The organism is Pseudomonas sp. BLCC-B112 (assembly GCF_028550695.1).
GTDB lineage: Bacteria > Pseudomonadota > Gammaproteobacteria > Pseudomonadales > Pseudomonadaceae > Aquipseudomonas > Aquipseudomonas danubii.
Genome location: NZ_JAQQGK010000018.1, coordinates 51,372 through 66,403, shown reverse-complemented (window position 1 = coordinate 66,403; position 15,032 = coordinate 51,372). Strand labels below are relative to the sequence as shown.

The 15,032-nt window shown below is 55.5% G+C and carries 12 protein-coding genes; 5 read left to right on the top strand and 7 right to left on the bottom strand.

Features of this window, described 5'->3' with window-relative positions; all coding sequences use genetic code 11:
• Positions 1 to 177: 177 nt before the first annotated feature.
• Positions 178 to 486 carry a hypothetical protein gene (locus tag PQT43_RS30365; protein WP_265074539.1) on the bottom strand — a complete coding sequence of 103 codons (309 nt, stop codon included), beginning with the start codon at positions 484 to 486 and terminating at the stop codon, positions 178 to 180.
• A 951-nt stretch (positions 487 to 1,437) separates the two neighbouring features.
• Here PQT43_RS30365 and PQT43_RS30360 point away from each other — a divergent pair.
• The 3 genes from PQT43_RS30360 (at position 1,438) to PQT43_RS30350 (ending at position 6,968) form a co-directional block, all read left to right on the top strand.
• Positions 1,438 to 3,600, top strand: a complete 2,163-nt coding sequence (locus PQT43_RS30360) for an ATP-dependent nuclease (protein WP_253085760.1) — start codon at positions 1,438 to 1,440, stop codon at positions 3,598 to 3,600.
• Positions 3,601 to 3,611: 11 nt separating this feature from the next.
• Positions 3,612 to 5,525, top strand: coding sequence for a UvrD-helicase domain-containing protein (locus PQT43_RS30355; RefSeq protein WP_253085761.1), 1,914 nt, complete (start codon positions 3,612 to 3,614; stop codon positions 5,523 to 5,525).
• 768 nt (positions 5,526 to 6,293) lie between these two features.
• Entirely contained in the window at positions 6,294 to 6,968 is a 675-nt protein-coding gene (locus tag PQT43_RS30350) for a hypothetical protein (protein WP_272755482.1), read from the top strand.
• A 172-nt stretch (positions 6,969 to 7,140) separates the two neighbouring features.
• On the opposite strand, the gene PQT43_RS30345 is transcribed toward PQT43_RS30350, so the two are convergent.
• The 6 genes from PQT43_RS30345 to PQT43_RS30320 form a co-directional block, all read right to left on the bottom strand.
• On the bottom strand, positions 7,141 to 7,941 hold the full coding sequence (locus PQT43_RS30345) for an amino acid ABC transporter ATP-binding protein (protein WP_263011005.1): 801 nt from the start codon (positions 7,939 to 7,941) through the stop codon (positions 7,141 to 7,143).
• Positions 7,942 to 7,957: 16 nt separating this feature from the next.
• The gene (locus PQT43_RS30340) at positions 7,958 to 9,199 is read right to left on the bottom strand and encodes an NAD(P)/FAD-dependent oxidoreductase (RefSeq protein WP_253085763.1); all 1,242 of its coding nucleotides are present in this window, start codon (positions 9,197 to 9,199) and stop codon (positions 7,958 to 7,960) included.
• A 46-nt stretch (positions 9,200 to 9,245) separates the two neighbouring features.
• On the bottom strand, positions 9,246 to 9,956 hold the full coding sequence (locus tag PQT43_RS30335) for an ABC transporter permease (protein ID WP_016962591.1): 711 nt from the start codon (positions 9,954 to 9,956) through the stop codon (positions 9,246 to 9,248).
• Positions 9,953 to 10,672 (bottom strand): ABC transporter permease, encoded by a 720-nt coding sequence (locus tag PQT43_RS30330; protein ID WP_253085764.1) that lies wholly within the window; start codon positions 10,670 to 10,672, stop codon positions 9,953 to 9,955. Before PQT43_RS30330 ends, PQT43_RS30335 begins: the two co-directional genes overlap by 4 nt.
• Before the next feature lie 86 nt (positions 10,673 to 10,758).
• Positions 10,759 to 11,511, bottom strand: a complete 753-nt coding sequence (locus tag PQT43_RS30325; RefSeq protein WP_047285526.1) for a transporter substrate-binding domain-containing protein — start codon at positions 11,509 to 11,511, stop codon at positions 10,759 to 10,761.
• Positions 11,512 to 11,527: 16 nt separating this feature from the next.
• Positions 11,528 to 12,403, bottom strand: coding sequence for a MurR/RpiR family transcriptional regulator (locus PQT43_RS30320; protein ID WP_272755480.1), 876 nt, complete (start codon positions 12,401 to 12,403; stop codon positions 11,528 to 11,530).
• A 132-nt stretch (positions 12,404 to 12,535) separates the two neighbouring features.
• On the opposite strand from PQT43_RS30320, the gene PQT43_RS30315 reads away from it, so the two are divergent.
• Positions 12,536 to 13,582 carry an Ldh family oxidoreductase gene (locus PQT43_RS30315; protein ID WP_272755479.1) on the top strand — a complete coding sequence of 349 codons (1,047 nt, stop codon included), beginning with the start codon at positions 12,536 to 12,538 and terminating at the stop codon, positions 13,580 to 13,582.
• 208 nt (positions 13,583 to 13,790) lie between these two features.
• The gene (locus tag PQT43_RS30310) at positions 13,791 to 14,975 is read left to right on the top strand and encodes a porin (RefSeq protein WP_272755478.1); all 1,185 of its coding nucleotides are present in this window, start codon (positions 13,791 to 13,793) and stop codon (positions 14,973 to 14,975) included.
• Positions 14,976 to 15,032: the final 57 nt, after the last annotated feature.

The window sequence follows — 15,032 nt, the reverse complement described above, 5'->3', positions numbered from 1 at the left end:
ACTCCGGCATTGATCCGTGGGCCGCCGCCACAGGCCATCCATGGCCTGGGGCGGCTAACCCGGCGTCCTGCCGGGTTGCCCACGGATCAATGCCTGCGTTCGGCCATCGTGGTTAAGGGGGCAGGAAGATCAAAAGCAAAAAGCCAGATCAAAAGCCAAAGCAAAGCCATGCGCGTTTTACGCGCTTGTTGAGTTCAATGGCGTTTCGGACTCTTGCTCCGTTCGCCACTGAATCACCTCCAGCACCGCGCAACCCTCCCGGGTGAGCAGATGTACCCCTCGGGTGACCCGCGTCAGATCGCAGTCGGCAATGTCTTTCAGGTTAAGCGTGGACAGCGTGTCCATCAGATCCCGCACCACGGTGAAACGATGGGCCGCACTGCTGGCCAGATCGCTCAGAGAGGCTTGGGTGTCGAGGTAGAAAACGGCTTGGTTAGCGTCGTGGGTGTCGACGGCGGTAAAGCGCGAGAGTGGCTGGTCAATCATCGGTACAGCTCCTGTGCAGGGAGCAATCACCTGGGTTGCAGACGACGAAGAAAATGACCGCTGTGCGCGCATATGACGACCGGAGAATCACTGCGCATAGCCGTCATCACATCCTGTCGCTGGCACCGGAAAGGCGACTGCAAAGGTGTTGTGGACGCTGATGCTGCGTTGTAATTCGACCGGCCAAGGTCATTCGCGGATTTTGCCGCGAAGGGCGAACTATAGGGGGGGAGCGTGAGTGGTGCAACGGTGTATTGGCGTGGATGTTTGAGGTGGTGTTTCGTGGAAGTAACAGGCTACGGCAGGTGTGGATGAGGTTTGAGTGCCCTCGTGTGTTACAGACAGATATGGAAAAACTCCATATGCCAGAAGCTAGTTGTCACCAGTAGAAATCTGCCAGAAGCGAATGGTTTGTAGGCAGAAAGTCAATCTGTCAGTTTTCTGCTACAGCCGGGCACAAATGGCGTTGGCTAGATTTGCAATGGCGCGTCCGTAGCTCTGGCATTACAACCTAACTACGGGATTGATCATGACAGGCAAGCTCTAATCCTGTGAGGCGTGATTGCAAACTCATATTTGGGTGGCAATTAGCCATAAAAATGGTTGTGGTCAAGGTAGCTGTGGGCTAGCGTTCACCAATGCGATGACGCACCCCGCAGGCAGGACGCCAGTTATCTTCCTCCCTGTTTTCATTTAAAGAATATCAACGAGAGTTCACCAATAGCATCGAAATGCCCTGTTAAAAGGGTGTGCATAGTTTTAGAACGTGTTTTTTGAGATTTTATGTATGCTCCAAATTTTATGTGGTAAATAAATTTGTGCTGAAGGTGATGCAATAGAAAGGGAAGTTACGCCAATGCCTAGGAAGGGACAACTTTTTTGTTGGTTTTTGCTCGGAATAATAAGGGTGTGCTTTCGAAATTTCAGTCTCTACTATTGAGGTTTTGTTGTATGAGAATAACTTCCTTTACTTTGAGGAACTATCGGCGGCTAGCCGACGTAACCTTGGTGCTTGATGATAAAACAACTGTTCTTGTCGGTGCCAATAATAGCGGAAAGACGTCATGTATAGGAGCGTTACATACATTTTTGAAAAGCCCGGATAATTTAAAGATTCGAGATATATCGAGGCGAAGGTGGAAGGGGATCCAAAGGCTGGGTGAGCAAGCTGAAAAAAAGTTTCCTGCCAGTGAGGAGAAACAGACGCTATCTGATGAGCTTGTCAGTTTGCTTCCGAGTTTAGATATCGAGATCACTGCTGAGACGAGTGAGGCGTACAAAGTTCGCGACATCCTCCCTGACTTGGAGTGGAAAGGTGGAACTCTATTGGTTCGGATAACTTACGAGGCTACTGACGTTTTTAAGCTTTTTCGTGAGTACGTTGATGCGAAAAATGTAGTGTCTGGTCGTGAAAATGAAATAAGTCTTTGGCCTAAAGATTTATGTGATTTTTTGGAGAAAGGTCGGAATTTTAGCAAGTACATTAAGCAAGGTTATTATATCTTGAGTAAGGGGTTAGGTCTTGCAGGGGCCGAAGTGTTGCAGCCTATAAAAGCAGAGGTGTTGAAGAAGTTAGTTCGAGTCGACGTTATATCTGAACAGCGCGGATTGGGCGCTGAGGATGGATTAGATCAGAGTGGGCCGTACTCAGAAAAGCAACGGCTAAATAAATTGCTTCGTGAGTATTATGATCGGATTTTGAATCCGGAAGATTTTCCTGGGGTGGAAGATATTGAAGTTTTGCGACAACAGCAGAATTTAGAAAATGGATTTACTATTAGGCTAAATAAACAGTTTAAGGCACCTTTTGATGAACTGAAAGGGATGGGGTACCCCGGAATTGGCGGCAATCCAACAGTCGAAATCGCCGCGAGAATTAGCGGTGTAGATGCTTTGCAAAAAGCCTCCTCAGTTCGATATCGTTTTGATGAAAAAGAAGAAGAGTTTCTTCCTGAAAGTTACTTGGGGCTTGGCTATCAAAATCTTATATATCTAACTTTTAGGCTTCTAGAGTTTCGTGATAAATGGATGCGTGTTGGTAAGTCGGCTTTTTCGAGTAATAGCACTGAAGAGCAAATTGAACCAATTCATTTGGTCTTGCTTGAGGAGCCAGAAGTTAACCTTCATGCTCAAGTCCAGCGCGTGTTCGTATCTAAAGCTTATGATACTCTCCGAAATCATCCAGAATTACGTGATAAAAGTACCAAGGAGGACAGGCCTGAGTATCAGACACAGCTTGTGATTAGTACGCATTCTAGTCATATTATTAACGATGTTAATTTCAAGGATTTACGTTACTTTCGTCGAAATGATGCGGATGTATTAATTGCAATGGATTATACATCGATTGCAAATATGTCAGAGCTTTTTGCAAATGCGAAAGATGAGCTTCTTTTTGTAAGTAAGCACTTAAAGCTAACCCATTGCGATATTTTTTTTGCAGACGGGGTTATATTTGTTGAAGGGCAAGCAGAGCGTCTTCTAGTTCCTGAATTTATTTCCAATAGCTTTCCAAATTTGTCAAATCGGTACATCTCTATACTTGAAGTGAGTGGAGCGCATACGCACAAGTACAGAGATTTAGTTGAGAAGCTTGGTGTGGCTACTTTAGTGCTGACAGATATTGACTCTGTTGATGGAGAAGGAAAGTCTTGTTTTCCGCAAAAGGGCGTAGATCAAAAGACTAATAATGACACATTAAAGGAGTGGTACCCAAAAAAGGAAGCGTTGGATGATTTGGTGAGCTTACCTAAAGCGGAACATTCTACAAAAAGCCAGGGTATGCCGCTCTATGTTGCCTACCAAAAGCCAACGTGGATTTCCGGGAAGGAAATTTTATCAAGAACTTTTGAAGATGCATTGATTTTGGCGAATTTAGAATGTGTTTTTTTTCAAGAAAAAGCCAAAATAAAAGAAGCAAAATTCGGATTTGATAATACCGGTACATCATTGTCGGAGTCACTTTATAATTACGTGCAAGGTTTGAAAAAAGGGGACTTTGCTTTCGGCTGTCTTTTTTATCTCGCTGGTGAAAAGATAAATAAGTTAACTCCCCCGGAGTACATGAGTGAAGGTCTTAAATGGTTGGAAACTCAGCTTATGCCTAAGATTTAGTGGGAGGACTTATGTCAGAAGAGTTTTACTTGGCGGAAACCAAGCCTGTCGATCATGATAATGAAGTTGATAGCGGTATAAAAGAGTGCCTTAGAGTAGGTTCAGGGAAGAGTTTTATTACCTTCGCTGGCGCGGGGGCGGGTAAAACCTATTCCTTGAAGGGAGCTCTTGATTATCTGAAAGCTATGTACGTCGATGCATTTTATCGCCAGGGAAAGAAAGTTGCAGTTTTAACTTTTACGAATAACGCAGCAAACGAGATCGTAGATCGCATTGAGCAAAGTCCAGTCTTTGCGGTCTCGACTATCCATAGTTTTTGTTGGGCGGCCATTACCGGATTTAATGAGGATATTCGTAAGTGGTATTTGGAAACTATTCCGCTTGAACTTGAGAAGATTCAAGAGGAGGAGAGGCGAGGGCGTGCTGGAAAGGCTTCTGATGCTCGAAAAAAGACTATTAACCGTCTAATTGAAAAGATGGAGTGGTTAGCGGAGGTGCGTTCATTTGTTTACGATCCAAACGGGGTTAATTCCTCTAAAAATGCGCTGTCACATGTGGATGTTTTAAAGATTTTCTCTAATTTTTTATCTACCAAGCCGATGATGGTGGAAATAATAATAAATAAGTTTCCTTTTATATTCATCGATGAGAGTCAGGATACTAATAAGGAAGTGATTAATGCGTTTTTTGAGCTGCAAGACTCCAAGTCGGATAGTGTTGTTATCGGTTTGTTTGGAGATACTATGCAACGGATCTTTGGAGGGGGGGAACCCTTGTTGGGAAGGAGTAAGCCAAATGCCTGGATAACGTTCGACAAAAAAATGAACCATCGCTCTGCACGGCGTATTGTGGGTTTAGGTAATCAAATTCGTAGTGAAGATGATAAACGCAAACAGTATGCTCGCAATGGAGCTGTAGAGGGTTATGTACGGTATTTTTTACTGCCCCACAGTATTCCAGATAAAGATGAAGTCGAAGCGAAAATTCGTGAGGTTATGGCAGAAATAACGTGTGATTCTGGCTGGAGAGATACCCAATCTAAAGAAACCGCTATTTTGCTTCTTGAACATAAAATGGCTGGTCGTCGTCTTGGTTTTGATGAACTTTGGGAAAAGCTTTCAAAGTCAATAACAATTAAAGATCGAATATCTGAAGGTAAAAATTCAGAGCTGAACTTTTTTTCTGATATTGTTTTTCCTATGGCTGAGGCGAGCATAAATAAACAGCGAGCTGAGTTGATGTCTATCTTAAGAGCAACAGAGTCGCCGCTTTTGGAAGCCAGCCTGCTTGCTGCTAATAAAGATGATCCGCTTGCGATTGCCCGAGCCGCAGAACATATGTTTAGAGATGTGGTTTCAAATGAAAAAGTAAGCTTTCGCGAAGTTCTCGAAGTACTTGCTAAGCATAAGTTGCTGAGAATTCCTGTGAAGTTGCAGTCGTTTGTGATTCTGCCTGAAGAAAGTGGGCCAAGCCAAACGAGAGTTACGTCTGAGTTTGAAGTGGAAACGTTAGAGCAGGATGATAGTGAAATTGCCGCTTGGGCTGAAGCTTTGGAGACGAATTTCTTTCAAATTAAAAACTATAAAAATTATACTGATGGAAACTCAATATTTCGAACTCATCAGGGCGTGAAGGGTAATGAGTTTGAGCGTGTAATGGTTGTTATGGATGATGATGAAGCAGGTGGGTTCTTGTTTTCTTACGAACAGTATTTTGGCGCGAAAGAGCTTTCTCGAGACAGTCAAAAAAAACGTGAAGCAGGCGAAGAAACTGGTTTGGAACGTACCCGGCGACTGTTCTATGTCACATCCACACGAGCCAAGAGTAGTCTAGTCCATGTGATTTATACTTCTGATGTCACAAAAGTAAGGAAGAGTCTTGTTGAGAAGAGGTTTGCGAGAGAAGATGAAATAGTTGAATTTTGATTGGTGAAGAGAGATTTATATGTTTGGCGGAGAGTGTGGGTTTTTTATCACATGCTTGGCTAGCATAAAACAGAGTTTTACGATCAAGTTTATAGCTGTATATTAAGAGCTGTAGTTCACGGTCGTTTACTGACGGTTGTGATTGTTGTAGTACGTAATTTTTAGCGTTCGTCAATCTAGCCTTTTGATCATTTTTGTGAAGGATGAGTTAGGGGATGTTCTAGGTTTTGCGTTATAACACCTTCTTTTTCCGCTAGTAGATTCTGGAGCTATTAGGTAGCGATAAAACTGAGTGTCGGTTGTGGCTCGAATCGCATAGATAACTGCTTTTTTGTTTTTGATCTTGCTTTTGATCTTCCTGCCCCCTTAGACACGATGGCCGAACGCAGGCATTGAGCCGTGGGTAACCCGGCAGGGATGCCGGGTTAGCCGCCCCAGGCCATGGATGGCCTGGGGCGGCGGCCCACGGATCAATGCCGGAGTTCGGGCATGCCGAGCCTAGGCGAGGCACCGAGTGGAGGGGCAGGAGCCCTTTGGTTACTTTGGGGCTTTTCCAAAGTAACTCGCTGTAAGAGCGAAACCGTAAGTGGCAGCACCCGCAGCAATGGATATGTACTTATGGGATGGTCCGATGAATAGGTAATGGCATTTGAATCAGCATTGGAGTAGTTTTGCCACTCGCACCTTCAGGTCGAACTTGATTAAAGTCGAATCTGTAGGTGCTTTTTTAGATATGGAAGCTTATCAAGAAAAAATAAGGAGATGTTGGTGAGATCTTTATTACTACTTGCCACTGTATTGGTCATGGCAGGATGTGGAACAAACAAGGTCAACATAGAGAATGTTGTTGAAGCTCAAAAATACGATCCTGCCAGTACGGCGCGAATTCGTATTTTCTCTGGGCAAGCGGTGTACGGAGGCTATGTTGTAGGGCAAACCTGTGAGACATATTACAATGTCAGTAAAAAAAGTGGCATTGTTCCTCCTCCGGGATGGCGCGTTGTGCGCAATCATAAAAAGGAAGAATTGAGTTCGATCACTTTGCGATACCCGTCGGATTATCAGAATAATGTCATCGGTATGCCGAGCTCAAAAAAAGTGCAAAATATAAACGCTACCAACGGATACTATGATGAGTTGGTGATGCCCGCAGGGCAGACATTTATTGCATCCCTCTGGTTTGGAGCCGGTAAATCGGGTTGCAGTCCGGCAGCCGCGAGTTTTATTCCTCAAGCAAGGAAAGACTATGAAATTCGGTTCGACTATACGTCAGAGTCATATTTTTCCCCAACAATGTGTCATGTCGGGGTGTATGAGTTGCAATCGGCTGGTGGTCCATCGAATGTCGTGCGTGAGCTCCCTATTTCTACAGACTATTGTTTGTCTGACTCCTCGGGTACATATCACACTGTCACTGCTCGCGGTGATTCGGCTTCTCAATAAATCTTGGTGCAGTATTGGGGGGAGCAATACAGCTACTCCCATACTTTGTCTAAGGGAGTAGGTCGCTGGCCGTTTCGGGTTGTTAAAAACTTTCGTTAACTTCCTGTTATCAAAAAATAGAGGCTTCGTCCTAAAATCAAACATGCGCCGTCGAACTTACGGCGCTGTTATCTCAATGCACAATCTGCGCAAGAAACGCCTTAGCCCTCTCACTCTTCGGCGCGCCAAAAAACGCCTCTGGCGGCGCATCCTCCACAATCCGCCCCCCATCCAAAAACAACACCCGCTCCGCCACCTGCCGTGCAAACCCCATCTCATGGGTCACGCACAACATCGTCATACCACTCCCGGCCAGTTTCACCATCACATCCAACACCTCACTCACCATCTCCGGGTCCAGCGCCGAAGTCGGTTCATCAAACAACATGATCTTCGGCTCCATGCACAACGCCCGGGCAATCGCCACGCGCTGTTGCTGCCCGCCAGACAGCTGGCTCGGGTACTTATCCGCCTGGTTCTCAATCCCCACCTTGGCCAGAAACCCCCGCGCCAGTTCTTCAGCCTTTTTCCGCGACAACCCGCGCACAGTCATCGGTGCCAGGGTGCAGTTGTCCAGCACGCTCATGTGCGGGAACAGGTTGAAGTGCTGGAACACCATGCCCACTTGGCTGCGCACCTGGGCGGCTTCGCGGGTGTTTTGCGAGAGGTCGGTGCGGTCCACCAGGATGCGGCCTTTTTCGGCGATTTCCAGGCGGTTGATGCAGCGGATCAGGGTGGACTTGCCGGAGCCGGAAGGCCCGCAGAGGACGATGCGTTCGCCCTGGCGCACCTTGAGGTCGATGTCGTGCAATACGTGGAAGGCGCCGTAGAACTTGTTCAGCCCGGCAATATCGATCACCACTTCACGCGGGTCGGCAATGGGCTGAACGGGCGCTTGGGAGGCGGCGGAAAGCGGGGCGGTCTGGGTCTGCATGGCGGTTCTCCGTCGGTCAGTTGAAGCGCTCGGCGCGGTAGGGGGTGGGGTCGGTGAAGGGCGTTTCGCCGGTGACCAGCTGCGCCAGCAGTTGGCCGCTCACCGGGCCCAGGGTCAGGCCGTGGTGGGCGTGGCCGAAGTTGAACCACAGGCCGGGGTGGCGCGGGGCCGGGCCGATCACCGGGCACATGTCCGGCAGGCACGGGCGGCGGCCCAGCCAGGGTTCGGCATCGAGGCGTTCGCCCAGGGGGTAGAAGCGGCGGGCCAGGGCTTCGCAGCGGCGCAGTTGGATTTCGTTGATCGACTCGTCCGGGTCGGCGAATTCGATGCCGGTGGTCAGGCGGATGCCGCCCACCATCGGCGCCAGGACGTAGCCGCCCACCGGGTCGAGGATCGGGTGCTGCAAGCGGGTGCCGGGCAGGGCGGCGTAGTGCATGTGGTAGCCGCGCTTGATCGCCAGGGGGATGCGGTAGCCCAGGGGTTCGAAGATGCCGCTGGCTTGCGGGCCCAGCGCCACCACCACTTCCTGGGCGGTGATCGGGCCGAGTTCGCTGTGCACCTGCCAGCCGCCTTCGATCTGAGTCAGGCTCAGGGCTTCACCGATGATGAATTGGCCGCCGCGCTGCTTGAACAGTTCGGCGTAGCCGCGGGTCAGGCCGCCGGGGTCGCTGACGGTCTTGGGGTCGAGCCAGTGCAGGCCGCCGACTACGTCTTGGTGCAGGCCGGGTTCCAGGGCCAGCAGTGCAGTGCGATCCAGTACCCGGTAGTTGAGCTGGTAGTCGCGCAGGTCGGCGGCGGCGCGTTGGGCGAAGTCGAAGGCCTCCTGGTCGTTGAAGGCTTCGAGCCAGCCGCCGTCGGCGATCAGCTCCAGCATGTTGGCCGGGCGGGCCAGGGCCAGGTGTTCGCTCACGCAGCGTTCGATCAGCGGCAGCATGGCGCGGGTGGCGGCGGCCAGGCCCTTGGGCGAGGAGTGGCGCCAGTATTGCAGCAGCCAGGGGCCGGCCTTGGGCAGGTGGCGCAGGCTGTAGCGCACGTCCGATTGCTGGTTGAGGCCGTAGCGCACCAGCTTGGTCACTTCCCGGGGGAAGGCGTAGGGAATCACGCTGGCGCGTTCGATCAGCCCGGCGTTGCCGTGGCTGGTGCCGTTGCCCGGGGGCTGGCGGTCCAGCAGCACTACTTGGCGGCCGCGGGCCTGCAGGTGCAGGGCGCTGCTGACGCCGACGATTCCGGCGCCCAGAACGAGGGTTTGGCAATGCATGTTTCAGTCCTTATGACAGTGGCCGCGCGGCGGCCCGCTAAAGGGTTCAGTTCAGGTGCCGGCCCAGACGGCCTTCCAGGTATTTGAGGCTGCGCCGCACCACTTCGACGATCAGCAGGTAGAGCACCGCAGCCCACAGGTAGATCTGGAAATCGAAGCTGCGGGAGAAGGCCAGCTTGGTCACCCCCATCAGGTCGTAGATGGTCACCAGGGAGGCGATGGCGCTGGCCTTGATCATCAAAATCAGCTCGTTGCCCAGTGGCCCGATGGCGATCAGCAGCGACTGCGGCAGTATCACTTTGCGAAACGCGGTCCAGCGCGACAGGCTCAGGGCCTTGCAGGCTTCGCGCTGGCCCTGGGCCACGGCCAGCAGGCTGCCGCGCAGGATCTCCGCCTGGTAGGCGGCGGTGTTCAGGGTGAAGGCCAGCAGGGTGCAGAACCACGCATCGCGGAAGAACCACCACAGGCCCACGTCCTGCCAGAAGCCTTTGAACGAGCCCAGGCCGTAATACAGCATGAACAGCTGGGCCAGCAGCGGCGAGCCGCGGAAGAAATACACGTAAGCCCCGGTAAAACGCCGCAGGAACTGATTGCTGGACAGTCGCCCAAGGGCGATCAGCAGGCCGAGCACGGCGCCCAGGCTGAAGGAAATCGCCACCAGCTTGGCGGTCACCAGTAGGCCGTCGATAAAGCGCGGGCCGTAGCGTTCCAGCAGTTCCTGGTTGAGGAACAGGTTCAGCAGGTCATCCAGGCTCATGGTTGCAGGCTCCGTTGCGCACGGTTGAAGCGCCGTTCAAGAAAGCTGAACAGGTGCCCCGACAGCGCCGAGAAGAACAGGTAGCCCAAGCAGGCCACGCTGTAGAACAGCATGGGTTCCTTGGTCACGCTGACCGCGAGGTTGGTCTGGCGCATCAGGTCCACCAGGGAAATGGTCGACACCAGGGAGGTGTCCTTGAGCAGCGACAGCCAGTTATTGGAAAGCCCCGGCAGGGCGATGCGCGTCAGTTGCGGCAGCAGCACCCGGGTGAAGGTGGTGCGGCGCGACAGGCTCAGGGCGCGGGCGGCTTCGTACTGGCCCTTGGGCAGGGTCTTGAACGCGGCCAGCCAGATCTCGCTGGAGAAGGCGGCGAACACCAGGCTGAAGGCGATCATCGCGGCGACGAAGGTGTTGATCGCCACTTCACCGGGGTAGCCCAGGGCGCCGAGGATCTTCTGCGCGGCAATCTGGCAGCCGTAGTAGATGATCAGCAGGGTCAACAGCTCCGGCAGGCCGCGAAACACCGTGGAAAAGGTCGTGGCCCAGGCCCGCGCCCAGCGGTTTTTCGAGCGCGCGGCCAGGGCTACCAGCAAGCCCAGGGGCAGGCCGATGGGCACGCAGGCCAGCGCCAGGGCGATGGTCACCAGGGCCCCGGCGAGCAAGGCCGAGCCCCAGCCGCCGCTGGCAAAGGACAGGAGTGACAGCTGTTCGAACATGCGCGAACCCTCAGGAAAATTGAACCGTGCAGGGCGCCGCCGCGCTCAAGGGAGCGCGGGGCAAGGGCAGCGGCAAAGGCGGGCGGTCAGTAGATGTCGAAGGCGAAGTAGCGGCTGGAGATCTGCTTGTAGGTGCCGTTGGCGACGATCTCGTCCAGGGCCTTGTTCAGGCGTTCGCGCAGGGCGTTGTCTTCTTTGCGCACGGCGATGGAAGCGTCGGCGGTGGTGCCGTTGACGTCGCCGATGATCTTGCAGCAGTCCTTGCCGGCGCTTTCAGCCCAGGCCAGCAGCGGGAATTTGTCGGCAATCACCCCGTCCACGCGTCCGGCGGCCAGGTCGCTGTTGGCTTCGTCCAGGGTCGGGTAGAACTTCACGTCGGCGCCGGCCGGGCCGTAGTGGTCCTCGGCGTAGATGGCCTGGGTTGAGGAGGCCTGGGCGCCCACGGTGCGGCCCTTGAAGTTGGTCTGGGCGTCGGTGATGTCCGAGTCCTTGGCCACGGCCACCGACAGCGGGGTGCGGTAGTAGTGGTTGCTGAAGGCGATCTTCTTCTTGCGCTCGTCGGTGGCGATCATCGAGGCCACCACGGCGTCGTATTTCTTCGCCAGCAGCGCCGGGATGATGCCTTCCCAGTCCTGGGCGACGATCTGGCACTCGACCTGCATCTGCTTGCACAGGGCGTTGGCGATGTCCACGTCAAAGCCGTGCAGCTGGTTGTTGGAGTCCACGTAGTTGAAGGGCGGGTAGGCGCCTTCGGTGGCGATCTTCAGGGTTTCGGCCTGGGCCGTGGAAGCGGCGATGACCAGGGCGCAAGCGCCGGCGAAGCGAAGGACGTTGTTCATGGAGCACCTCGGTTATTTATTGTTTTGGTCGGGCGGACGATGTGTAACCAACAAACTCGTTATGCAGGGCAGCGGTGGCTTCCAGGCGTTTTTCCACCTCGGGTCCCAGGTGCTTGCACACCTCGTTGACCAGCAGGTGCACCAGCGACAGCATGGCCGCGGTGGACTCCCAGAACAGGTTGAATTCAGTGGGCACGCGGAACACCTCGTCGGCGTTCTGCTCGGCCCAGTCGCAGAAGGTGTCGGTGACCAGGGTCACCGGAATCCCCGCCTCGCGGGCCTTGTGGCACAGGGTCAGGGCGTGGCGCGAGTAGCGCCGGGCCTCGAACACCACCAGGGCGCAGTCTTCGGCGGGGCTGAGCAGCACGTCGGCGAAATGCCCGGCGGCGCCGTCCACCAGGTGCACGCCGTCGCGCAGGTATTGCAGCAGGTGGACCATGGAGGCGGCGATGCCGCGCTCGGTCTGGAACCCCGCCACGTACACCCGGCGCCGGCTGGCCAGGCGCTGGACCACGGTCTGCCAGGCCGGGGTCAGGCTGTATTCGTAGACCTTGACCAGCGCGCCGACTTCCAGCTCGAAGCTGCGCGGCAGGCCCTGGGCCACCGGGTTGGGCTGCTGGCGAAATTCCTGCAGGCGGTCGCCCACCAGCCACGGGCCTTCGCCGAGGTCGTTCTTCAGGTCGTTTTTCAGGTCCTTGAAATGGCTGTAGCCGATGGCGCGGCAGAAACGGCCGACGCTGGATTCGCTGACACCGAGTTTTTCGGCGATGTCGGCGGCGGTCTGGAAGGGCAGTTCGTAGAGGTTGGCCAGCATGTAGCTGGCAATCGCCCGGCCCGACGCGGTGGCGCTGGACAAGCTGCTTTCAAGGCGTTGTTTGATGGGCTGGCTCATGGCCGCTCCTGGTTTTTATTGACCGCTGGAAACGGAAAATGAATGTTTTCTGTCATGAAGTCAACATTTGACAGTTAACTGGCGTGACGCGATAGTCAGGCACCTTCCAATAACAATTCCAATGGAGCTGCAATGACCGACGCGAACCACGCGACCCCGGCGCAGGCTGATGTCGAATACCTCGACCTGCCGGCCTTGACCGACTTGCTGCAACGCATTTTTCTTCGCCACGGCACCTCTGCCGAGGTGGCCTGGGTGCTGGCCGACAACTGCGCCCGCGCCGAGCGCGACGGTTCCCACAGCCACGGGGTGTTCCGCATTCCCGGTTACCTGTCGTCCCTGGCCAGCGGTTGGGTCAACGGTCAGGCCGTGCCGCAAGTGGAGGATGTGGCCCCCGGCGTGGTGGCGGTGGACGCCGCAGGCGGCTTTGCCCAGCCGGCCCTGGCGGCGGCCCGCGAGCTGCTGTTGAGCAAGGCCCGCAGCGCCGGGATCGCGGTGCTGGCGATTCGTAATTCCCATCACTTCGCCGCCCTGTGGCCGGATGTCGAGCCCTTCGCCGAAGAAGGCCTGGTGGCCCTGAGCCTGGTCAACAGCATGACCTGCGTGGTGCCCCACGGCGCCCAGCGGCCGCTGTTCGGCACCAACCCGATTGCCTTCGCCGCCCCCCGCGAGGGCGCCGAGCCCATCGTCTTCGACCTGGCCACCAGCGCCATCGCCCACGGCGATGTGCAGATCGCCAAGCGCCAGGGCCAGCAGTTGCCGCCGGGCATGGGGGTGGACCGCGACGGCCAGCCCACTTGCGACCCGGCAGCGATTCTCGACGGCGGCGCCTTGCTGCCCTTTGGCGGGCACAAGGGCTCGGCGTTGTCGATGATGGTTGAGCTGTTGGCGGCGGCGCTGACCGGCGGCAATTTCTCCTTCGAGTTCGACTGGTCACAACACCCGGGGGCGCAAACACCCTGGACCGGGCAACTGCTGATCGTCATCGACCCCAGCCACCTGGGCGGCGGGCATTTTGCCCAGCGCAGCGGCGAGCTGGTGCGGCAGATGCAGGCCGTGGGCCTGGAGCGCATGCCCGGCGACCGACGCTACCGCACCCGGGCCAAATCCCTGCAAGAGGGCATTCCCCTGGCCGCCGCCGAGCTGGCGCGACTGCGCGCGTTGGCGGCCGAGGCTTAAGGCCTTATCCCTTGGCACCGGGGTCGATAGACCCTTGGTGCTACTCCCGGTAGGGGGGCCGGTAGCGGTCCGGTCGTGGATCGGATTTGCCGCTCCCTGCCAGCCCCTCCAAAGCACCGTGAACTTGCCCCCAAGGCAGCCTATGGGCGGCCTTGGCGCGTTTCGATAATCGCCTCCGACATTTCGTCCCCCGTTTGCGGAGCGCGCCATGCATAACAATAAGAACTGCCAGTACCCTCTGATTCCGGCCCTGCTCGTCGGCCTGTCGACCCTTGGCCTGGGCACTGTCGCCGAAGCCGAAATCATGCTGTACGACAAGGACCAGACCACCTTTTCCACCGACGGCTACGTCAACGCCTTCTACGTCAACAGCAAGGTCGACCGCGCCGGCGAGCAGTACGACCGCCGCCAGGCGCGGGTGAAGATGGGCTTTCTGCCCAACTACCTGGGCTTCAACATGGGCAAGCAGGTGGACGACCTCAAGCTCGGCGCCCGGGCCTCGTTCTGGGTGACCATCAACGACAGCGAAACCAACGGCACCGACACCGCCATCGACGTGCGCCAGTTCTACGGCACCGTGGCCAACCCGGAGTGGGGCGAGGTGCTGATCGGCAAGGACTTCGGCCTGTTCGCCCGTTCCAACATCCTGCTCGATGAAATGCTTGCCGGGTACGGCCAGGTCAGCGACAGCCTGGGGCTGGTGGACGGCGGCGGGGTGTCGTTCGGCAACATCGGCAGCGGTTACCCCTATCCCTTTCCGTCGTCGCAGATCACTTACCGCAGCCCGGTGATGGACGGCCTGCGGGTGGCGGTGGGCATCCTCGACCCGGTGGACACCAACGACAGCAGCGCCCTGGGCAAGGCCTACCAGAAGAACCCGCGCACCGAGAGCGAGATCACCTACCAGTTCGACCTGGGCGGGGCCAAGTTCTACAGCTGGCTCAACGGCAGCTACCAGACCTCCGACAACACCGACCCCAGCGTGCAGTCAGTGACTTCCAAGGGCCTGGGTTATGGCCTGCAGGCGAAGATGGGCGGGTTGTCCCTGACCGGTTCCGGGTTCCAGGCCAAGGGCATCAACCCGTTCTTCACCAACAATGCCGGCGAGGCCACCTTGCGCAATGTCGACAGCAAGGGCTACCTGCTGCAGGGCTCGTACAAACTGGGCAAGAACCGCCTGGCGCTGTCCTACGGCAAGACAAAGGACGACGGCAACGGCGTAGTCGGCAGCGGCGCCGATTACCAGACCCGGGGCGTGGCGCTGTTCCACGACATCAACGACAACCTCAAGCTGGTGGCCGAGTACAACCAGTTCGAGATCGACGGCCACCACACCACCGCGCAGAACGAAAACACCGACACCTTCGCCGTGGGTGCCGTACTGACCTGGTAACCCCAGCGCCGGCCCTGGCGTGCGCATCGCGCCCGGGCCGGCGCCCCCTCCATTCCC